13 protein-coding genes are annotated in these 22204 nt (G+C 66.8%); 5 read left to right on the top strand and 8 right to left on the bottom strand.

Going from position 1 to position 22204, the window contains the following annotated elements:
- Positions 1-52 precede the first annotated feature (52 nt).
- Entirely contained in the window at positions 53-1012 is a 960-nt protein-coding gene (pfkB, locus tag AC3WJE_RS05505; protein WP_493729775.1) for a 1-phosphofructokinase, read from the bottom strand.
- Positions 1009-3519 carry a phosphoenolpyruvate--protein phosphotransferase gene (gene ptsP, locus AC3WJE_RS05500; RefSeq protein ID WP_493729774.1) on the bottom strand — a complete coding sequence of 837 codons (2511 nt, stop codon included), beginning with the start codon at positions 3517-3519 and terminating at the stop codon, positions 1009-1011. Before ptsP ends, pfkB begins: the two co-directional genes overlap by 4 nt.
- Positions 3520-3677: 158 nt before the next feature.
- On the opposite strand from ptsP, the gene AC3WJE_RS05495 reads away from it, so the two are divergent.
- Positions 3678-4661 carry a LacI family DNA-binding transcriptional regulator gene (locus AC3WJE_RS05495; protein ID WP_493729773.1) on the top strand — a complete coding sequence of 328 codons (984 nt, stop codon included), beginning with the start codon at positions 3678-3680 and terminating at the stop codon, positions 4659-4661.
- 190 nt (positions 4662-4851) lie between these two features.
- Here the strand turns inward: AC3WJE_RS05495 and AC3WJE_RS05490 are convergent, their stop codons facing one another.
- The 3 genes from AC3WJE_RS05490 to AC3WJE_RS05480 are packed head-to-tail and all read right to left on the bottom strand — an operon-like array spanning position 4852 to position 9864.
- Positions 4852-8022 (bottom strand): efflux RND transporter permease subunit, encoded by a 3171-nt coding sequence (locus tag AC3WJE_RS05490; protein WP_493729772.1) that lies wholly within the window; start codon positions 8020-8022, stop codon positions 4852-4854.
- A 12-nt stretch (positions 8023-8034) separates the two neighbouring features.
- A complete protein-coding gene (locus AC3WJE_RS05485) occupies positions 8035-9216 on the bottom strand; it encodes an efflux RND transporter periplasmic adaptor subunit (protein WP_493729771.1) in 1182 nt (393 codons plus the stop codon).
- Between the two features lie 15 nt (positions 9217-9231).
- Complete coding sequence (locus AC3WJE_RS05480; protein ID WP_493729770.1) at positions 9232-9864, bottom strand: TetR/AcrR family transcriptional regulator; 633 nt, start codon at positions 9862-9864, stop codon at positions 9232-9234.
- Positions 9865-10149: 285 nt separating this feature from the next.
- Between AC3WJE_RS05480 and AC3WJE_RS05475 the strand changes: the two genes are divergently transcribed.
- From AC3WJE_RS05475 to AC3WJE_RS05460, 4 genes are all read left to right on the top strand, one after another.
- On the top strand, positions 10150-15147 hold the full coding sequence (locus AC3WJE_RS05475; RefSeq protein ID WP_493729769.1) for an NAD-glutamate dehydrogenase: 4998 nt from the start codon (positions 10150-10152) through the stop codon (positions 15145-15147).
- A 241-nt stretch (positions 15148-15388) separates the two neighbouring features.
- A complete protein-coding gene (locus tag AC3WJE_RS05470; protein ID WP_493729768.1) occupies positions 15389-16174 on the top strand; it encodes an NAD kinase in 786 nt (261 codons plus the stop codon).
- A 291-nt stretch (positions 16175-16465) separates the two neighbouring features.
- On the top strand, positions 16466-17428 hold the full coding sequence (locus tag AC3WJE_RS05465) for a 5'-nucleotidase (protein WP_493729767.1): 963 nt from the start codon (positions 16466-16468) through the stop codon (positions 17426-17428).
- Positions 17412-18149: a spermine/spermidine synthase domain-containing protein gene (locus tag AC3WJE_RS05460; RefSeq protein WP_493729766.1), complete on the top strand. Its 738-nt coding sequence runs from the start codon at positions 17412-17414 to the stop codon at positions 18147-18149. The genes AC3WJE_RS05465 and AC3WJE_RS05460 overlap by 17 nt, the downstream gene beginning before the upstream one ends.
- Before the next feature lie 142 nt (positions 18150-18291).
- On the opposite strand, the gene AC3WJE_RS05455 is transcribed toward AC3WJE_RS05460, so the two are convergent.
- From AC3WJE_RS05455 to AC3WJE_RS05445, 3 genes are all read right to left on the bottom strand, one after another.
- On the bottom strand, positions 18292-19269 hold the full coding sequence (locus tag AC3WJE_RS05455) for an MBL fold metallo-hydrolase (RefSeq protein ID WP_493729765.1): 978 nt from the start codon (positions 19267-19269) through the stop codon (positions 18292-18294).
- Positions 19266-19811, bottom strand: coding sequence for a DUF2939 domain-containing protein (locus AC3WJE_RS05450; RefSeq protein ID WP_493729764.1), 546 nt, complete (start codon positions 19809-19811; stop codon positions 19266-19268). The genes AC3WJE_RS05455 and AC3WJE_RS05450 overlap by 4 nt, the downstream gene beginning before the upstream one ends.
- A 149-nt stretch (positions 19812-19960) precedes the next feature.
- Positions 19961-21958, bottom strand: coding sequence for a tannase/feruloyl esterase family alpha/beta hydrolase (locus tag AC3WJE_RS05445; RefSeq protein WP_493729763.1), 1998 nt, complete (start codon positions 21956-21958; stop codon positions 19961-19963).
- Between the last annotated feature and the right edge of the window lie 246 nt (positions 21959-22204).

Here is a 22204-nt window from a genome sequence, read left to right as displayed (position 1 = left end):
CTTCAGCCGCGATGGGCATTACCGGTAAAGCCCGTCGCGGCTGAAGCCGCTCCTACAACGGCAGGGTTTCGATCAGCACTTCTTCGGCCCACGCGCGTACCTGCGCCGGGTCGAGCTTGCGCGCGTCGCCGCTTTCCAATCGACTCATCGAGAACGCGGTCGCCCGTCGTGCGCAGGCGGCCAGATCGAACGATGGCTCCAGCAGTGCGGCGGCGATGCCGGCGACCATCGCATCGCCCGCACCGACCGTGCTGCCCTGCGCCAATCGCGCCGGCCGCGCGATCAGCGCACCGTTGCGATCGACGAACAGCGCGCCGTCGGCGCCCATCGAGATGGCGACCAGCGCGATCCCGCGTTCGATTAATGCGCGTCCTGCGGCCAGCAGTGCGGCGCGATCCGGCAGCGGCGTGCCGGTCCAGGCTTCCAGTTCGTGCCGGTTCGGCTTGATCGCATACGGCAGCGCGCCATTGGCGGCGCCCAGCGCGGTGACAAGCGCTTCACCGCTGGTATCCAGCAGCACACGAGCGCCGGCGGCGCTGGCTTGTGCCTGCAACCGCGCCCACGCATCCGTGGACAAGCCCGTCGGCAAACTGCCGGACAGCACTACCGGCAGGCCGGGGGTGAGCAGTGTGGTCAGTCGCTCGGCCACGACGTCCAGTTCGGCCGCACCCAGGGTCAGGCCGGGCAGGTTGATGTCGGTGGTCTCGCCACGTTCGTCCTCGACCAGCTTGATGTTGGTGCGGGTCTGGCCGGGCACGCGCAAGCAGGCGTCGGTGATGCCGCGCTGTTCGAACAACGTGCGGAACGCAGCATCGTTGCCGGTGCCGAGCACGCCCAGCGCGGTGGTCGGCACGCCCCAGTCGGCCAGGCAGGCGGCGACGTTGATGCCCTTGCCGCCGGCATCGTCGCGCGCGCTGCGGGCACGGTGCACGTGGCCCGGCTGCAACTGCGCCAGTCGGATGGTCTGATCGATCGCAGGGTTCAGGGTGATGGTGACGGCACGTGCGCTCATGCCGCGCTCCGATCGAGTGCGCGCACCTGTTCGGCGGTTTCACAGTCCAGCGCCTTTTCGGCCAGCGCCTGCAGGTCGGTCAGGGCGACGCTGCGCAGGCGTGCCTTCACCGTGGGGATGTCGTTCGGCGTCATCGACAATTCGTCCACGCCGAGCCCGGCCAGCAGCGCGGCGCCGAACGGATCGCCGGCAAGACCGCCGCAGACGCCGACCCAACGCCCTTGCGTGCGCGCACCCTCGACAGTGGCGCGGATCGCGCGCAGCACCGCCGGGTGCAGGCTGTCGGCTTCAGCGGCCAGTTCCGGGTTCTGCCGGTCGATGGCCAGCACGTACTGGGTCAGGTCGTTGGTGCCGATCGAGAAGAAATCGGCATGGCGTGCCAGCACGTCGGCCTGCGCGGCGGCGGCCGGGACTTCGATCATGATTCCAACCGGTAGCTGCGGCGCGTCGAGTTCGACGCGGATGCGCTCGCAGATCGCGCGCAATGCAGTCAGCTCCGGCACCGAGGTGATCATCGGGAACATGATCGACAGCCGTGCACCGTCCTTGGCTGCGCGATACAGCGCGCGCAGCTGCGGTTCCAGCAGGTCGGGGCGACGCAGCAGCAGACGCGCGCCACGCACGCCGAGGAACGGGTTCTCCTCGCGCGGCAGCTCAAGATGCGCGACCTGCTTGTCGCCGCCGATGTCGAGCGCGCGCACGATCAGCGGACGGCCGTCCAGCGCCTGCGCCATCGCCAGGTAAGTGGCGTACTGCTCGTCCTCGCTCGGGGTGCTGCCGCGTTCGAGGAACAGGAACTCGGTACGCATCAGGCCGACGCCTTCGGCGCCTTGTTCCAGCGCCAGCGGCACCTGCTCGGGCAGGTTGACGTTGGCGCCGATATCGATGTGATGGCCGTCGGTGGTCTGCGCCGGTTGTGCGCGCTGCGCCGCCTCGCGCTCGCGGATCTGCTGCTGCTCGGCGATCCAGGCACGTGCGGAGGCCAGATCGGCCTCGGACGGCGACAGATACAGACGGCCACTGCTGCCATCGATGATGGCCGGTGTGCCGGTGGCGATCGTGAGCAGTTCGCCGCCGCCGGCGACCAGTGCGGGCAAGCCGAGCGTGCGCGAGAGAATTGCGGTATGCGAGGTGGGGCCGCCTTGTGCCGTGGCGAGACCGAGCACGCGCGTGGTGTCGAGGTTGGCGGTGTCCGACGGCGACAGGTCGGCGGCCAGCAGGATGCACGGCTGCGACGGCAGATCGGCGAGCCCACCGCCGGCCGCGGCCGGGTCCAGTTGCGCCAGCACGCGACGACCGACGTCGCGCAGATCGGCCGCGCGCCCGGCCAGCACCGGGTTGCCGAGTGCGGCCAGGCCCGAGGCGGTCTGTTCGACCGCCTGATGCCATGACCACGCCACGCCGTGGCCTTCGACCATCAACTGGCAGGTGCGGGTGATCAGATCGGTATCGTTGAGCAGCTCGGCCTGTGCCTTGAAGATCGCCGCGTCGGAAGCACCGAGCCGGCGTTGGGTGTCGTCCTGCAGCGCGAGCAATTGCTGGCGGGTGCGACCAAGCGCGTCCTGCAGGCGCGCGCCGCCCTCGCCAAGCGGAGTGGGGCGGTCGGTGACCTCGGCATGGGTGCTGGCGAGCACGTGTACCGGGCCGATCGCCAGGCCCGGACTGGCGCCGATGCCGACGACGGTCGGCTGCGCCTCGGGCGGGTTCCAGCCGGCGACCGGAGCGGCCTTGCGTTGTGCCGCGCGCTCGGCGTCAGCCTTTTCCTGTGCGATCAATGCGTCCATCGCCTTGCGCAGCGCGATCAAGGCCGCCGGCGCGTCCGCGCCCTCGGCGGAGACGACGATCGCGTCGCCGTGGCGCAATCCAAGCTGCAGCAGCGCGACCAGACTCTTGGCATCGGCGGCCTGCGCGTCGGCGCGCACCTGGACGCGAGCAGAGAAGCCGCGCGCGGTCTCGGCCCAGCGTGTGGCCGGACGGGCGTGCAGGCCGTTGGGGTAGGCGATGCTCCACTCGAAGCGTTCGGTCAGATCGGTGGCGGGTGCTGCGGCCACTGCAGGTGCGGTATCGCCGGTCAGCGCAGCCACGATCTCGGCCGCGTCGGCGGTGGTGAACAGGCGTTGCAGGGTCGCGTCATCCTGGATCAGGCGGGTCAGCCGGCGCAGCAGGGTGATGTGGGTGTCGGACTGCGCGGCGATGCCGATCACCAGGCGGGTGGTCTGGCCCGGATTCCACTCCACGCCCTCCGGCAGCTGCAGCACCGCGATGCCGTCGCGACGTACCAGATGGCGGTCCTCACCCAGACCATGCGGGATCGCCACGCCATGGCCGAGAAAGGTGTTCGCCAACTGCTCGCGGCGGCCCATGCTGGCCTCGTAGCCGGGCGCGACGCAGCCGGCGGCGACCAGCATCTGCGCGACCTGGGCGATGGCGTCGGCCTTGTCGCGCGCCCGCGCATCGAGGCGGATCAGCTCCCGGCTGACGGGTTCGGAGAGGGGCAGGGACGACAAGGCGGACTCCAGGGAGGATGTTTCTGGGGGTGTATTGGGAACGTTCCCAAATCGAATTTCAATGTGCACCGCACAAAATGCGGCTAGTCATTTGGGGTTAGCATTCAGTTAGCTGGCCACCCGGCCAGAATTTGGGTCATTTGGCGGGAACGTTTCCAGTGAGCATCAGCATCAACGACGTCGCGCGTGTGGCCGGCGTGTCCAAATCCACGGTCTCGCGGGTGATCGGCGGCGGCTCGGTCAGCGAGGAGGTCCGTGCGCGGGTCGAGGCGGCGATCCGCCAGACCGGCTATCGCCCGAACCTGCAGGCGCGGCGCCTGCGCTCGCGCCACACCGGCATCATCGGGGTGATCGTGGCCGACATCCGCAACCCGTTCTTCACCGCGCTGATCCGTGCGGTGGAGGAGGTCGCCTATCGCGAAGGCATGCGCGTCACCCTCTGCAATACCGACGAGGATCCCGAGCGCGAGGCGCTGTACCTGCAACTGATGCAGGAGGAGCGGATCAGCGGGCTGATCTTCGCGCCGACCCGGACCACGGTCGGGCGTCTGGACCGGCTGCCACTGGACTACCCGACCGTACTGGTCGACCGCGCCGCCCCCGGCGGCCCGCACGACAGCGTGGTGCTCGACAACCCGGCGGCGATGGCCGGACTGGTCGAGCATCTGGTCGAACGCGGCTACCGCCGCATCGGCGGCCTGTTCGGCAGCACCAGCACCACCGCCGCCGAACGCCGCGATGGTTATCTCGCCGCGATGCGCGCGCACGGCCTGGAACCGGATTACCGCGAAGTCGAACCGACCGCGGAAGCGGCCATCGCCACGGTCGGTCAATGGCTGGTCAATCCGACACCCCCCGAGGCTCTGGTCGCCAGCAACAGCCTGCTGCTGATGGGCGCATTGAAGGCCGCACGCGGCGCAGGTCTGGTGATGCCCAGGCAACTGGCGCTGGCGGGATTCGACAACGAACGCTGGACCGACCTGGTCGAACCGGGCATCACCGTGATCGAACAGCCGGTCGAAGAGATGGGCCGAGCTGCGATGTCGCTGCTGCTCGAACGCATGCGCTCGCCGCAGCTGCCGGTACGCCGGCTGGTGATGACCGGCCGCCGTGTGGTGCGTGATTCGACGGGAGGGAAGTAGATGTCAACTCGCGGAACCGTCATTCCCGCGAAAGCGGGAATCCAAGGACTTTCGTTCAGATCACTGCGGGCCTTCTGAAAAGGCAACGTCCTTGGATTCCCGCTTTCGCGGGAATGACGAATTGGGAGTTCCATGAAAAAAAAGCCCCGGCAAAACCGGGGCTTCTTTTTTCATGCATGCGGCAAGCGGATCAACGATCCGGCCGCGCCCCACTAGCTTCCTTGCGAGACTCAATGAACTCCGGCGACTGCTCATCCAGCTTGTCGCCCAACATGCGCCGCACCGTCACGAAGAACAGTGGGATGAAGATCACGCCGAGCACGGTGGCGAAGAGCATGCCGCCGATCACGCCGGTACCGATCGAGTGACGCGAGTTGGCGCCTGCACCGGTCGAAATCGCCAGCGGCAACACGCCCAGGATGAACGCGAACGAGGTCATCAGGATCGGCCGGAAGCGCAGGTGCGCCGCCTCGATCGCCGCCTCGCGCAGCGTCTTGCCCGCCGCGCGCTGCTCGACCGCGAACTCCACGATCAGGATAGCGTTCTTGGCCGCCAGACCAATGACCGTGATCATGCCGATCTTGAAGTACAGGTCGTTGGGCAGGCCACGCGCCAGCGAGAACGCCACCGCACCGAGCACGCCGATCGGCACCACCAGCAGCACCGAGACCGGGATCGACCAGCTCTCGTACAGCGCGGCCAGGCACAGGAACACCACGACCACCGACAACACCATCAGCAGGGTGGCCGTGTTGCCGGCGATGATTTCCTGATACGACATGCCGCTCCAGTCGAAGCCGAAGCCCGGTGGCAGGTCGTTGTTGACGAAGCCTTCCATGGTCGTCATCGCCTGACCGGAGCTGCCGCCCGGGGCCGGGCTGCCGACGATGTTGACCGCCGAATAGCCGTTGTAGCGGGTGAGCGAGGGCGCGGCGTAAATCCACTCCGCCTTGACCACGTTGCTCAACGGGATCATCGAGGCCTGGCCATCGGCATCGGTGGCGCTGCTGCTGGGCACATAGAAGCTGCGCAGCGATTCCGGACCGGTGCGATAGGCGTTGTCGGCACGTACGTTCACGCGCTTGATGCGGCCTTCGTAGAAGAAGTCGTTGACGTAGGTCGGCGCCAGCATCAGCTGGATCGCGCTGTACACGTCGCTGACCGACAGCCCCATTGTCTGCGCGGCGACACGGTCGACATGCAGTTGCAGCTGCGGCGAGTTCTCCAGGCCGTTCGGGCGTACCGCCATCAGGCTCTTGTCCTGCGAGGCCTTGCCCAACAGGATGTTGCGCGCCTGGGTGAGTGCGTCATGGCCCGCGCCGGAACGGTCCTGCAGCCACATGTCGAAGCCGCCGAACTGGCCCAGACCCTGCACCGTCGGCAGGTTCACCGCGAAGATCTGCGCGCCCTTGATCCCGTAGAACATGCCGTTGAGCTGCTGGATCAACTGCTCGGCGGTGATGCTGCGCTCGCTCCAGGGCTTGAGCCGGATGAAGGCCATGCCGACGTTCTCGCCGGAGCCCAGGAAGCTGAAGCCGGCCACCTGCAGCATGCCCTCGACCGCGTCCTGCTTCTGCAGTACGCCACGCATCTGCTCGAACACCTCGTTGGTACGGGTCTTGGTCGCACCCGGCGGCAACTGCACGATCGCCAGCGCGAAGCCCTGGTCTTCTTCAGGCAGGAAGCTGCCGGGCATGCGCGTGAACAGGAAGCCGCACAGCGCCACCAGCACCACGAACAGCACCAGCCAGCGCGGTGAGCGGTTGAGGGTGTTGCCGACCACGCGCACGTAGCGATGGGCCAGTTTGTCGTAGTACTTGTCGAAGGTGCGGAACACCCAGTTCTTCTTGTCGGAGGCGTGGGTGGACTTCAGGAACGCCGCGCACAGCGCCGGGGTGAAGCTCAGCGCCAGGAACGCCGAGAACGCCATCGCCATCGCGATCGTCAGCGCGAACTGCTTGTAGATCGCACCGGCCGCACCCGGCTGCATCGCCGAGGGGATGAACACCGCCGCCAGCACCACGGTGATCGCCACCACCGCGCCGGTGATCTGGGTCATCGCCTTGACCGTGGCGGCCCGGGGCGAGAGATGCTCCTCGCTCATGATGCGTTCGACGTTCTCGATCACCACGATCGCATCGTCGACCACGATGCCGATCGCCAGCACCATCGCGAACAGGGTCAGCTGGTTGATGGTGAAGCCGATCACCCACATGCCCAGGAAGGTGCCGAGCAGGGCCACCGGGATCACCAGGGTGGGGATGATGGTGGCGCGGAAGTTCTGCAGGAACACCAGCATCACCAGGAACACCAGCACGATGGCCTCGACCAGGGTCTTGACCACTTCCTCGATCGAGATCTTCACGAACGAGGTGCTGTCGTAAGGCACGAACCAGGTCACGCCCTGCGGGAAGCTGGGCTGCAACTCGTTCATTTTGGCTTCGACCGCCGAGGCCACGTTCAGCGCGTTGGCACCGGGCAGCAACTGGATCGCGAACGCGCCCATCGGCTGGCCGTTGTACTGCGTGTCCACGCCGTAGCTGGTGGCGCCGAGTGCGATGCGGGCGACGTCCTTCAGGCGCACGGTGGCGCCGTTGGCGTCGCTGCGCAGGATGATGTTCTCGAACTCCTCGGGCGAGGAGAACCGGCCTTCGGCCGACACCGTCGCAGTGAAGCCCTGGCCGGCCGGTGCCGGATCGGCGCCGAGCGAGCCGGCGGCGAACTGCACGTTCTGCGCCCCGATCGCGTTGTAGACGTCGCTGGCCGACAGGTGATAGCCCTGCAGCTTCTCCGGGTTGAGCCAGATGTTCATGGCGTACTCGGCACCGAACTGCTGGGTGCTGCCCACGCCGGGAACGCGCGAGATCTGGTCGAGCACGCGCGAGCCGACGATGTCGTTCAGGTCGTCACGGGCGATCGAAGGATTGCTCGAACGCAGACCGACCACCATCAGGAAGCCGGCGTTGGCCTTGGCCACCACCACACCCTGCTGGGTGACTTCCGAGGGCAGGCGCGGCGTGGCCAGCGAGACCTTGTTCTGCACCTGCACCTGGGCGATGTCCGGATTGGTGCCGGTCTCGAAGGTCAGGGTGATCGAGGCCTGGCCGTTGGAGGACGAGGACGAGTTGAAGTACAGCAGGTGATCGATACCGGTCAGCTGCTGCTCGATCACCTGGGTGACCGACTTTTCGGTGGTGTCGGCACTGGCACCCGGATAGGACGCGGTGACGGTGACCTGCGGCGGCGCGATCGAGGGATAGGACTCGACGCCCAGGTTGAGGATCGCGATCACGCCGCTGAGCGAGATCAGGATCGCCACCACCCAGGCGAAGACCGGATGGTCAATAAAGAATTTTGGCATGGCGGAGTCCTGTTACTTCTTCTCGGACGGAGCGGCGGCCGGAGCCTGGCCGTTTGGCGCGCCCTCGGCTTTCGGGGCATACGGCACGGCCTTGGCGGGCTGTCCTGGCTGGGCCTTCTGCAGGCCATCGACGATGACCTGATCGCCGGCGGCCAGGCCGCTTGTCACCACCCACTGGCCCTGCTGCTGGGTATCGGTGGTCACGCTCTTGCGTGCGACCTTGCCGTCCTGGCCGACCACCAGCACATAGGCGCCGGTGGCGTCACGCTGCACGGCCGCCTGCGGGATCAGATAGGCGTTGTTGCGTGCGCCCAGGTTGGCCTGGAAGCTGACGAACGCACCCGGCAGCAACGCGTGCTCGGGGTTGGGCAGGATCGCGCGCAGCGATACCGAGCCGGTGCTCGGATCGACCGTGACCGAGGAGAAGTCCAGCGTGCCGCTGTGCGAATAGGTGCTGCCGTCGCCCAGCAGGACATCGATGGTGGACTTGCCGTCGCTGCTCAGCTGCAGGCTGCCCTGGCTCTGCGCGGCGCGCAGCTTGGCCAGCTCGTCGTTGTTCATCGAGAAATTGACGTACAGCGGGTCGATCTGGTCGATCGTGGTCAGCAGGGTGACGTCGGAAGAACCCACCAGCGCGCCTTCGGTGACCTGCTGCTTGCCGGCACGGCCGCTGATCGGCGCGGTGACCGAGGCGTAGCCGAGGTTGATGCGGGCGGTGTCGACCGAGGCCTTGGCCTGCTGCACCGAGGCGGCCGAGGTGCGCTCGGTGGCTTCTGCGGTGTCCAGGTCGGACTGCGAGACGTACTTCTGCGAGATCAGGCTGCGCGCACGGTCAGCGGCAACCTTGGCGTTGGCATAGGTGGCCTGGGCCGAGGCCAGTTGCGCCTGGGCCTGCGACAGCAAGGCCTGCAGCGGTGCCGGGTCGATCTGGAACAGCGCCTGGCCTTCCTTGACGTCGGTGCCTTCGGTGTAAAGACGCTTCTGCAGGACGCCGGCCACGCGTGCACGCACATCGGCCGAGCGGTACGCCGACAGGCGTCCGACCAGCTCGCGCTGCAGCGGCAGGGTCTGCGGCTGGGCCGCGATCACGCTCACTTCCGGCGTCGGCGGCGTCTGCTGTTGTGGCTTGCTGCAGGCAGCGACGGCCGCCGTGATGGCGCAGGCCAGGGCTAGGGTGCGGAGCGGGGCAATCATCGGGAGAAACTCCGTTTACGGGTTTGAATGGGAAAAATCGCTGGCGGAAAAGGCACGCAGGAAACTGTCTACCGCGAACTCGGCCCAGCGCTGCCGCTCTCTGGCAATGGCGCGGTGGGGCATGTGGAACCGCATGCGTTCGAAGTCCAGGCCGATGATCATGCCGAGCAGCAGTTCGGCCATGAAGTGCGGATCGTCACGCCTGAGCTGGCCGCGCTCGATCGCGCCCTGCAGCCACCGGGCCAGCCGATGCTGCAGGCCGGCGGCACTGTCCCGGTAGATCTGGCGGGCCTGTTCCGGGAAGTGCTGCGATTCGGCGGCGATCAGCCGGCAGGTGCGGATCACCTCGGGACGGTCAAGCTGCTCCAGGTGTTCGCAGGCGAAGGCCAGCAAGCCTTCGCGCACGTTGCCCGGGTCCGCGGTGAGGTGCTCGGTGATCAGGTCGGTGTGCGCCTGCAGGACCTGCTGCAACAGGTTCTGCTTGCTGCCATAGCGCGTGTACAGCGTCTGCTTGGCACAGCCGGCGCGGGCCGCCACCGCGTCCATGCTCAGCCGCATGCCCTGCTCGGCGAGCAGGGTATGGACGGCTTCGTGGACCCGGCGGTCGCGCTCGTCTTGGGGCTGAAGGCGGGCTGCGGGGGCGCTCATCTCGTGGACTATACCGTCCAGTTTAGTTTTTCAGAAGCCCTTGACGCTGGCGGGTACCCATGCACCGCTTGGCTCCCGGCAGGGAGTCGGGGGACTTTGCGGATCATGGCGGGAGTACGGCTGCTCGATTGTCGCGTGCGGTTGGCGAAAGTGGCGTGAGCCCGGCCCGGCTTGATTGAATGCCGTCCCAACCGTGCGTCGCGGTTTGCGCTGTGCAGCAAGGCACCAAGATGGTGCCTCGCTACAATTCTCCGCTTTACACCCCCGGGCACTGCCAGCTTCGCCATGAAACCCAAGAAAGCCGCTTCGAAATCGACCCAAGCTTCTTCTTCCTCAAGGACGACCCGCAAGAAAGCCCAGTCGCCTTCCGGCTCCGGGGCACAGGCCTTCGGCCTCGAACCCGTCTTCGCCGCACTGCGCAAGCGTTATCCCGCCGCCCGTCAATCCGAGGCGCAGGTGTTTGCCGCCGATTTCTATCGGCGCATGCAGGAGGACGAGTATCCGCACCACACGGCAGAGGAATGGGCCGCGCTGGCCGCGGACACGCTGGAGTTCGCGCGTTCGCGCAAGGCCGACACCGCCAACATCCGTGTCTTCAACCCGACCCAGAAGGCCAACGGCTGGGAATCGCCGCACACGGTGCTGCAGATCGTCAACGACGACATGCCATTCCTGGTCGACTCGATCAGCATGACCCTGGCCGAACTGGGCATCGGCGTGCACGTGCTGGGTCACCCGGTGCTGCGTTTCAGCCGCGACCGCGCCGGCAAGCTCACCGCGATCGGCGAGGGCAAGTCCGAGTCGTTGATGGTGCTGGAGATCGACCGCCAGCCGGCCGAGGAGATGGAGCGCATCAAGGACGCCATCCGCGTCGCGCTGGCCGAGGTGCGCCAGGTGGTCAAGGACTGGAGCGCGATGCGCGAGAAGATGGTCGCGCTGGCCGACGACCTGAGCACGCGCCGCCTGCCGGTCGACGATGGCACCCGCCGCGAGGCGCAGGAGTTCCTGCGCTGGGCCGCCTCGGACCATTTCACCTTCTTCGGCTACCGCGAGTACCGGGTCGAGAAGCAGGCCGGCAGCGAGCTGCTGGTGCCCGACGACAAGACCGGCCTGGGTCTGTTGCGCGGCCGTGACAAGTCGCCGGTGCGGCCGGTCGCCTCGCTCGCCGCGCATGGCATCAATGCCAGCACCGGCTTCCGCGACGGCGTGATCCTGACCAAGACCAATGCTCGTTCGCGGATCCATCGCAACGGCTACATGGACTACATCGGCGTGCTGGAATTCGACGCCAAGGGCCGCATCGTCGCCGAACAGCGCTTCCTGGGCATGTTCACCTCCGGCGCGTACAGCCGTCGCCCGTGGGAGATCCCGCTGGTGCGTCAGCGCTACGAGTACGTGATGGCCAAGTCCGGCCTGTCGCCGACCAGCCACAGCGGCAAGGCGCTGCGCCACATCCTGGAAACGCTGCCGCGCGAGGAACTGTTCCAGTCCAACGAGGAGGAACTGTTCGCCACCGCGATGGGCATCCTCGGCCTGCAGGAGCGGGTGCGCAGCCGCCTGTTCGTGCGTCGCGACAAGTACGGACGTTTCATCTCGACGCTGGTCTACATCCCGCGTGATCGTTTCAACACCGATGTGCGGCTGCGCATCGAGGCGCTGCTGAAGGATGCGCTGCACGGCGAGCACGTCGATTCCAGCGTGGTGCTGGGCGAGTCGCCGCTGGCGCAGTTGCACCTGATCGTGCGCCCGAAGAGTGGCGAGGCGCTGGAGTTCGATACCAGCGACCTGGAGCGTCGATTGGCGCACCTGCTGCGCAACTGGCAGGACGACCTGCGCGAGGCGCTGGTCGCGCGCCACGGCGAGGGCGAGGGCCTGCGCCTGGCGACCCGTTACGGTCGCGCGCTGCCGGCCGGCTACATCGAGGATTCCTCGGCCGAGGCCGCGGCCACCGACGTCGAGCACCTGGCTTCGCTGTCCGGTCCCGACGACCTGCACCTGAGCCTGCAGGCGGTGCAGCGCCGGAACATGTCAGGGCTGCGCCTGAAGCTGTATCGCCAGCTCGACGACATTCCGCTGTCCGATGCATTGCCGGTGATGGAGAACCTCGGCCTGAGGGTGATTTCCGAGCGGCCGTACCGCTTGGTGGTCGACGACGCGCCGGTCTACATCCAGGATTTCGAAGTCGAATCCGCCGGCGGTGCGATCGAGGCTTCCGGTGTCGATGCCGCCTTCGGCGAGGCGTTCTCGCGGATCTGGCACGGCGATGCCGAGAACGACGCGTTCAATCGCCTGATCCTCGCTGCCGGTCTGCACTGGCGCCAGGTCGCGCTGCTGCGCGGCTACTGCAAGTACCTGCTGCAGACCGGCGTGCCGTTCTCGCAGAGCTACGTCGAGGCCACGTTCGCGCATTACCCGCTGCTGGCGCGCTTGCTGGTGGAACTGTTCGAAGCGCGCTTCGACCCGGCCACCGGCAACGAGAGCAAGTCGCAGATCGCCAACGGGCAGGCAAGTTTCCGTGCGCAGCTCGATGCACTGGCGGCTGGCGACGAGGCCACGCTGAAGGCGTTGGAGCCGGTGATCGCCGCTCGCGGCGGTGACCGCCAGACGCAGCTGGACGCAACCCGCGCTGCGTTGCTGAAGCTGATGGACCGTGTCTCCAGCCTGGACGAGGACCGCATCCTGCGCAGCTTCATCGGCGTGATCGATGCGACCCTGCGCACCAGCTACTACCAGACCGGCAAGGACGGCAAGATCGGTCATTGCATCAGCTTCAAGCTCGATTCGGCGTTGGTGCCGGACCTGCCCAAGCCGCGTCCGTATCGCGAGATCTTCGTCTACGGCCCGCGCGTGGAAGGCGTGCACCTGCGCTTCGGCGCGGTCGCGCGTGGCGGTCTGCGCTGGTCGGATCGCCGCGAGGACTTCCGCACCGAGGTGCTGGGCCTGGTCAAGGCGCAGATGGTCAAGAACACCGTGATCGTGCCGGTCGGTGCCAAGGGTGGTTTCTTCGTCAAGCGTTCGCCGGCCGGTGGCGATCGCGATGCGATCCAGGCCGAGGGCATCGCCTGCTACAAGCTGTTCATCCAGGGCCTGCTCGACATCACCGACAACATCGTCGGCGGCAAGATCGTGCCGCCGCCGCAGGTGGTGCGCCACGATCAGGACGATCCGTATCTGGTGGTCGCTGCCGACAAGGGCACCGCGACCTTCTCCGACATCGCCAACGGGCTGGCGCTGGAGCATGGGTTCTGGCTCGGCGATGCGTTTGCTTCCGGTGGTTCGGTCGGCTACGACCACAAGGGCATGGGTATTACCGCACGCGGCGCGTGGGAATCGGTCAAGCGCCACTTCCGCGCGCTCGGCCGTGATTGCCAGAGCCAGGACTTCACCTGCTTCGGCATCGGCGACATGTCCGGCGACGTGTTCGGCAACGGCATGCTGCTGTCGCGGCATATCCGCCTGGTCGCTGCATTCGACCATCGCCACATCTTCCTCGACCCGAATCCGGACGCGGCTGCCTCGTTCGTCGAGCGCGAGCGCATGTTCAAGCTGCCGCGTTCCAGCTGGGCCGACTACGACGCCAAGCTGATCAGCAAGGGCGGCGGGGTCTATCCGCGCACGCTGAAGTCGATCGAGATCACCCCGCAGGTGCGCGAGGCGCTGGGGCTGGATGCGTCGGTCAAGAGCCTGTCGCCGAACGATCTGGTCAACGTCATCCTCAAGGCGCCGGTGGATCTGTTCTGGAACGGCGGCATCGGCACCTACGTCAAGGCGTCCGGCGAGAGCCATGCCGATGTCGGCGATCGCGCCAACAACGGTCTGCGCGTCAATGGCGACGAGCTGCGCTGCAAGGTGGTGGGCGAGGGCGGCAATCTTGGCCTGACCCAGCTCGGCCGCATCGAGGCCGCGCAGAACGGCGTGCTGCTCAACACCGACTTCATCGACAACTCGGCCGGCGTGGACACCTCCGATCACGAGGTGAACATCAAGATCCTGCTCGACAGCGTGGTGCAGGCCAAGAAGCTGAGCTATGACGCGCGCAACAAGCTGCTGGCCTCGATGACCGACGAGGTCGCCGAGCTGGTGCTGTGGGACAACATCCGCCAGAACCAGGCGCTGAGCCTGATGGAGCGGATGAGCAGCAAGCGCCTGGGCTCCAAGCAGCACTTCATCCGCACGCTGGAGAAGCAGGGCCTGCTCGATCGCCAGATCGAGTTCCTGCCGAGCGATGCCGAACTGTCGGCGCGCAAGGCACGTGGCCTCGGCCTGACCCGACCGGAGCTGGCGGTGCTGCTGTCGTACTCCAAGCTGGTGGCGTTCCAGCAACTGCTGGAATCGGACATCCCCGAGGATCCGTACCTGTCCAAGGAGCTGCAGCGCTACTTCCCGCAGCCGTTGCAGAAGAAGTACGCCGATGCGATGGAGCGGCATCGCCTGAAGCGCGAGATCATCGCCACCGCGGTGACCAACGCCACGATCAACCGCATGGGCGCGACCTTCCTGATGCGCATGCAGGAAGATACCGGCCGCAGCATCGCCGAGGTCGCCAAGGCCTATACGGTCAGCCGCGAAACGCTGGACGCGCGTGCGTTGTGGACCCAGATCGACGCGCTCGACGGCAAGGTGCCGGAGTCGGTGCAGATCGATGCGCTGGAAGTGATCTGGAAGCTGCAGCGCTCGTTCGTGCGCTGGCTGCTGTCGCGTCCGGGCCAGATGCCGGCGATCACCGCGGCGGTCGAGCGTTACCACGGCCCGTTCAACGACATCCGCGTGGCGTCCGGCGTGCTGCCTGATTCGCAGCGTCCGGTATACGAGGGCCTGGTGCAGCAGTGGCAGGACAAGGGTTTGCCGGCGGCGCTGGCGCAGCAGCTGTCCGAGCTGCAGTTCCTGGAGCCGGCGTTCGACATCATCGAACTGGCGCGCACCCGCAAGCTCAAGCCGGTGGAGGTGTCGAAGGTGCACTTCCGTCTCGGCGACGCGCTGCGGTTGCCGTGGCTGTTCGAGCAGATCGACGCGCTGGAGGTCAACGGCCGCTGGCATGCGGTGGCCCGCGGCGTGCTGCGCGACGAGTTGGCGGCGCATCACCGCACGCTGGCCGGGCAGGTGCTGTCGATGTCGGGTGGCTCGGCCGAGGAGAAGGTCGAGCAGTGGATTTCGCGCGATGACACCAGCCTGCGCTTCACCCTGTCGATGCTGCAGGAGCTGGCCGAGCAGAAGACGCTGGACTACCCGACCGTGTCGGTGGCGGTGCAGCGGTTGGGGCAACTGGCGGCGCACGGGGTATAGCCCCGTGGTCTGGCCCGCTTTGCGGGCCAGACCCAAAAGTTTGCTTGGCAAACTTTTGGCACCGCCCTGCGGGCTTGCCTATCCCCTGCGGCTGTCGCCGCGCCCCCCTTAACAGAAGGGGGGCTTTTCTCCAGATGGATCGTCGTGGAGCCGGGCTTGCTCGGCTGGAGCTTTCCCGTTAATGCCCAGCCGAGCTTGCTCGGCTCTACGGGGCGTCGGGTTCGCCGGTTATGATCGGGGCATGACTTCCGTGCCTTCTCCTACTCCTCGTCGCATCTGTTTCCTCGCCAGTGCCACGCCGCAGGCGCAGCAGGCGCGTGAAAGCCTGATCGCGCGTTACGGTGACCATCCGGTCGATGATGCCGACGTGCTGTGCGCGCTCGGCGGTGACGGTTTCATGCTGCAGACGCTGCATCGGCATGGTGGCGCCGGCAAGCCGGTGTTCGGCATGAAGCTGGGTTCGATCGGTTTCCTGATGAACCAGTTCCGCGAGGAAGATCTGCAGGCGCGGCTGGAACTGGCCGAGCCGGCGCATCTGCGGCCGTTGGAAATGCTGGCGCAGACCGAATCGGGCACCACTGCTGGTTCGCTGGCCTATAACGAGGTCTCGCTGCTGCGGCAGACCCGGCAGGCGGCGCACCTGAGCGTGGATCTCAACGGCCAGACCCGCATCGACGAGTTGATCGGCGACGGCGTGCTGGTGTCCACCCCGGCCGGGAGCACCGCCTACAACTATTCCGCGCACGGCCCGATCCTGCCGCTGGGCTCACATACCCTGGCGCTGACCCCGATCGCGCCCTACCGGCCACGACGCTGGCGCGGCGCGATCCTCAAGGCCGATACCGAGGTGTGCTTCCGTGTGCTCGATCCGTACAAGCGCCCGGTCAGCGTCACCGCCGATTCGCACGAGATCCGCGATGTGGTGGAAGTGACGATCCGCGAATCGCGCGACCGCCGTGTCACCTTGTTGTTCGACCCGGAACACAATCTGGAAGAGCGGATCTTCAGTGAGCAGTTTGTGGTTTGAGGGCTGGGATTGGTGATGATCAGCCTGCGGCTGCTGTGAGGCGTTTGGTGATTGGTGATTCGCAAGAGCCCGCTTCGGAGAGCTGGCTGTTGTGTGAGGGGCTTCAGCCCCGACAGGCTTTACCGGCCAACTGTCGGGGCTCAAGCCCCTCCCGCAGAAAACTGAAACGAAAGAGTCCAGTAACCGCCCACGTCGTTTGACAGGGCACCAGTGCCATAGATGCTTTTCCCGAATCCCGAAACGCCTCACAGCAGCCGCAGGCTGATCATCCCGAATCCCGAATCACACCCTATGACCGATAATACCCCCCGTTTGCTGACCGTCGCGGTGACCTCCCGCGCGTTGTTCGACCTCGAAGAGGGGCACGGGCTGTTCGAGCGTGAGGGAGTGGATGCCTACGCGGCCTATCAGCGTGCGCACGAGGATGATGTGCTGGCACCAGGCGTGGCGTTTCCGGTGGTGCGCAAGTTGCTGGCGCTCAACCACGGTGCGCCGCCGGATACGCCGCGGGTCGAGGTGATCCTGCTGTCGCGCAATTCGGCCGACACCGGCCTGCGCATCTTCAACTCGATCCAGCACTACGGGTTGGGCATCGTGCGTGCGACCTTCACTTCGGGCGAGGCGACCTGGCCGTACGTCAAGCCGTTCGGCACTGATCTGTTCCTGTCGGCCAATCCGGACTCGGTGCGGCGCGCGCTCTCGCATGGGATCGCCGCGGCGCACATCCTGCCGCGCACTCCGGGTGAGCAGGCGGCTGCCGCCGAGGCCATCGTCGACAAGGACCACACCCGCCTGTCGACCCAACTGCGCATTGCCTTCGATGGCGATGCAGTGATCTTCGGCGATGAGAGCGAGCGGATCTCGCGCGAGCAGGGCGTGGAGGCGTTTGGTCGGCACGAGCAGGCGCGGGCGCGCGAGCCGCTCAGTGGCGGGCCGTTCCGCAGCTTTCTTTCGGCCTTGCACGCGTTGCAGGCGGCGTTCCCGGCCGGTGAGGCCGCGCCGATCCGCACCGCACTGGTGACCGCGCGTTCGGCGCCTGCGCATGAGCGGGTGATCCGCACACTGCGCGAGTGGGGCGTGCGTCTGGACGAGGCGCTGTTCCTTGGCGGCCGCCACAAGGGGCCGTTCCTGGAGGCGTTCGGCGCGGACATCTTCTTCGACGACTCCCAGCACAACATCGACAGTGCCCGTCAGCACCAGAGTGTGGCGGCCGGGCACGTGCCCCACGGTGTCGCCAATGACCCGCCGAAATGAGCGGCGTTCCTCGGGGGCGCCTTATGTGCGTCGCGGTTGGCGCTATGTGGAGTTGCAATTTCGCGGTGAGGTGACCCAGACGCGGATGCTGCGCTGGTTTCCACATTGGCTGCAGGTCGGCTACACCCGCACGATGCTGGCCGCGCTGCTGGTGAATCCGCGTCCGGCCAGGATCGGCATCGTCGGGTTGGGCGGTGGCGCGCAGGCCAAGTTCTGCCATCGCTACCTTCCGCATAGCCGGATCGAGGCGGTCGAGAGCGACGCGGATGTGTTGGCGCTGCGCGAGGCGTTTCACGTACCGGCTGACGACGCGCGTTTCTCGGTTGAGCTGGGTGATGGCGCGGCATGGCTGCGTTCGCGTACCGATCGCTATGGCCTGTTGCTGGTCGATGCCTATGACGTGGACGGCATCCCGGCGGCGTTGTCGACGCAGGCATTCCACGAGCAATGCGCGGCGTCGCTGGTGCCGGGCGGCGTGATGGCATCGAACCTGTATGCCACCGACGTGCGAGCGCACCTCAACCGGATGCGGCGCGCTTTCAACGGCAATGTGTGCGTGCTCGATGAGCCGGGCATGGAGAACAAGGTTGCGTTTGCATGGCGTGACCCGTTGCCGCCCATTGATCTGAAGGCGGCGCTGCGCGTGTTGCCATGGTTGGCACGGCGGCAGTTGGCGGCGCCGATGCGACGGTTGGCGGGGAAGTTGGAGCGGCGTTGCTAGGTGTTCCCGATCAAGCGAGTGAACATCGTTGCAGGAGCGGCTTCAGCCGCGATGAGGCTTTCCCGGTAAAGCTTCATCGCGGCTGAAGCCGCTCCTGCAACGGCGATCAGCATGATGACTCGAAGCGGCTCACTCGCTGCCGCTATCCATCCTTCCATATCTGACCGACTTCAAACGCCTGGAAACTCGCCTCGGGAATGCCACGCCGTACGAGTTCCGCGTGCAGCAATTCCTTCGGCTCCAACCGTCCTTCATCAGTCAGCTGGAACGTGCCCCAGTGCACGCCGAGTGCCTGCCGGGCGCCACAGTCGAGCATGGCTTGCACCGCTTCGGCCGCATCCATGTGCTGGCCCTGCATGAACCAGCGCGGCTCGTACGCTCCGATCGGCAGCAGCGCCAGATCGGGCGCTCCCAGGCGTTCGCGCAACTGGCGGAACGGCCAGCCGTTGCCGTAGCCGGTGTCGCCGGCGATGTAGCAGCTGTAGTCATCCTGGCGCAGGTGGAAGCCACCCCACAGCGCCATGCGTCGATCCGACAGGCTGCGCGAGGACCAGTGCAGTGCCGGTGTCACCGTCACTTCGATCGCACCGACGCTGCAGGACTGCCACCAGTCCAGCGCAGTCGCAGGCATGTCCGGCAGCGTGCGGGCGATCAACGTGTCGTTGCCGAGCGGGGTGATCAGTCGCGGGCGGTGGGCTTGATGCAAGCGCTGCAGGGTCGCCAGATCGAGATGGTCGTAGTGGTTGTGGGTCAGCAGCACCGCGTCGATCGGCGGCAGGTCGTCGAAGGCGATGCCGGGCGGCGTGAACCGGCGCGGGCCGGCCCATTGCATCGGACTGGCGCGTTCGGACCAGACCGGATCGATCAGCAGGTTGAGTCCGGCCAGTTGGATCAGCACGCTGGCATGGCCAATCATCGTCACGGTCGGGACTTCGACCCTTGCCTGCGGTACCGCGCGTGCGGTGGATGTCGGCGTGTCCCAGCGCGCGCGCTTGCCGGTCAGTTGCCAGCGCACTACGTCGAGCAGGCTGCGGTCGGTCGGCGGATGGTCGGGATTGAAGAAGCGCAGCCCGTCGAAGTGATCGCTGACCGGGCCGGTGTAGTAGGGATTGCGCGTCATGGGTCCAGGGGCAGCACGATGTTGGTCAGTTTCCAGCGCAGGCCGTCGCGGCTGAGCACGAATACCACCGTCGTGCCGGATTCGGTATGGACGGTGGCGGAGAAGCGCGAGGTGGAGTCAAAGCGGCCTTCATAACGTTTCAGCGGCCGATCCGGACTGGGTGCGGCGTAGGTGTCGTCGCCGACGGTATCGCCGGTGGCGCGCTTCCAGACGGCGCGTCCCTGCAGCAGTGCGCCAATGCCGAGCGGGGTCACCATCGTGTCCACGCCCGCGCCGGCGAGACTGCTTGCGGCCTGCAGCGCGAACATGCCGAGCAGGTTGGATTGCATGTCTGGCCCGGCCCGGCGCACCAGTGAGTCTGCGAGTTGCGCCTTGAGATTGGCGCGCAGCGTGGGGAAATCCACCTGGCGCTCCAGCGCCGCGGTGTCCTGGCGTTCGATCGCCTGGCCGATGGCGCGGATCGTGAGATAGGGGCCGGCCACGACGTAGCCAGCCACGGCCAGCACGGCGAGGACCGGCAATGTCCACCACCACTTTCGCATCGACGTTCTCCTGTCGGCAGTAACGACAGGATACGCACGGGGCGGTCGGTGTGGACACGGCACGGCACGCCGGGCCGTTCAGACCCAGGTGTGCCGTGCGCCAAGTGCGCCCACCGCTCAGTCGCGTGGGTGCGGCGCCCGGCGTTGACTCATTCGCCGACCAGCTTGCCGTCCACGACGCGATAGTTCTTCTGGTTGTCCGGGCCGATCAGCTTTGCCGCTTCGGTATCGAAGACCTGCGGCAGCGCGACCGGGCTTTTCACCGCGACGTAGCTGGCGGCGTCCTTGCTGTCGCCCTTGCCATCATGGCGGGCGATGTCGGGATAGGCGAACACCGGGCGCGTGGCTTCCGGCGTGCCGGAGGACATCGCTACCGGGCTGCTCATCGGCATGGGCATGTGCAGGCCGGGGCCTTTGCGATCGCCCATCGGCGGTTTGTTGCCGCTTGGGGCGCCCGCCTGGGCCGAGCCGGGCGGTGGCCCGGGCGGCATTCCGCCGGGAACCCCCATGCCGCCAGCGGCTCCGGGACCGCCCGGACCATTCGGACCACCCGCTCCGGGTCCGCCTGGACCACCGGGACCACCACCCGGACCACCCGGTCCCGACGACTGGGCGAACTTGCCGGTGATCAAACGATCCGGCGCATGCTGTTGCTCGGTCCAGGCCATCAGCGGACTCAGCAGGTCGATCGGCCCATAGCCGTCGCCACCGCCGCAGTGGCCCACACCCGGCAGCAGGAACAGACGCAGGAAGCCGTCGGTGACTTGCTCGCCCAACTGTTTCTGCACGCCCTGGTAGTAGGCGATCGACACCGCCGGCGTGATCGAGGTATCCGACCAGCCATGCCACAGGATCAGCTTGCCGCCGCGCTGCTGGAACGGACGCAGATTGGTGTTGGCGGCGTTGTACAGCGGCGCCAGTTCCGCCACGCGCTGGAACATCGTCAGGTCGAAGGTGAACTTCGACAGATCGCCAGCCTCGGCATCCACGGTCGGCATGATCACGTACTTCAGCGAGCGGCTGGCCATGCCGCCACTCATCGAATCGGCACCGGCATTGGCGCTGGCGGGCAGCATCCAGCTCGCCTCGGAGCCGGGCTCGACACCACCGATCGCGAAGCGATGGCCATGGTCGTCACTGGGGCCGTCATAGAGTTTCTGCACGACCGCCACTTCCTCGGCAGTCAGGCACTTGGAGCTGTCGCCCGTGCCCGCGGCGCACTGCACCCAGGCCGGGTCGAACCTGCAGGCACGCGGATCCTGCAACAGCCCGTCCGACATGCCCGACAGCGTCGGGCAATGCGCCAGCACCGCATCGTGCAGGATGCCCAGGCGGCCGCGCAGCAGGATGTTGCTGCCATCGGCGCGCTTGTTCGCGAGTGCGGTCCATGCGTGATAGAACGAGTTCTGCACCTGGAACAGCGCGGCCGGCGCACCGGCGGAGATGCCGTCGAAGTCGTCCGGGAAACGTTGCGCCTCCATCAGCGCCTCGCGGCCGCCGTCCGAGCAGCCCATGAAGTACGAGTAGCGTGGCGCCTGGCCGTAGAAGGCCTTGATCAATGCCTTGGCGACCTGCGCGGTCTGGTGGTTGCCGCGGTAGGCGAAATCGATGCGCTTCTGCGGATTGGCGGCGAACACCGCCTCGTCGTCGCCGCCCATCGAGCCCTTGTGGCCCATGTCGTTGCCGGCCACCACGAACTCGCCGTTCAGCGCCGGCGCGCAGGTGCCGGCGTTGGTGATGCCGACGGCGGTCATGCCGCACAGGCCGCCGCAGCCGCCTTGCAGGAAACGCTGGGTCCAATGCTCGATCGGCAGATCGACCTCGAAGCCGATGGTCGGCGCGATGTTGCCCTCGACCTTGCAGAACTTGCCCTTCGGCGTGTCCACCTGCGAGGTCGCGGTGATCGTGACCGCAGCGTCGGCCGCGCCACTCAGGTCGGCCTTGGCCAGTGCTTCGCAGGAGATCGTCGGTTTGACTACCGCTAGTTCGGTGTGAACAAGGGACTTGCTGGCCGCGGCCGGTGCCTGTTGCGCCGCAGGTTGGCCGGCATCGCGGGAGCATCCTGCCGTGCCGGCCAGCAGCCAAATCGCGCCCAGCAAACAGAGCCGTCGCTTGCGGCGGCTCGTGCGCTCATCTGTTCTTTTCATGTTCGCCTTGTCTCGATTCGGGAGCGACAGCGAGCTGCCCGAAGAAACGTCGGCCCGCCCGCGATACCGGCCGCAGTTATCGCATGCACGGATTCGCCACCGATGGCGTGGATGGCCTGTATGTGCCATCCCGCATGTCCGTTTGTTTCCTTATGCATCGTCGAGAAGAACGTGCTCCTCCGATGCAGGTCCAGCATTGAGCGGAGCTCGCTTGGTGGAGGCTTTATCGGGGAAGCCTCAGCCGAG

The sequence above is a fragment of the Pseudomonas sp. GW821-FHT07E12 genome (assembly GCF_058986605.1).
Note: the sequence above shows the minus strand (reverse complement) of the source record. Positions and strands in the feature narration are given on the sequence as shown.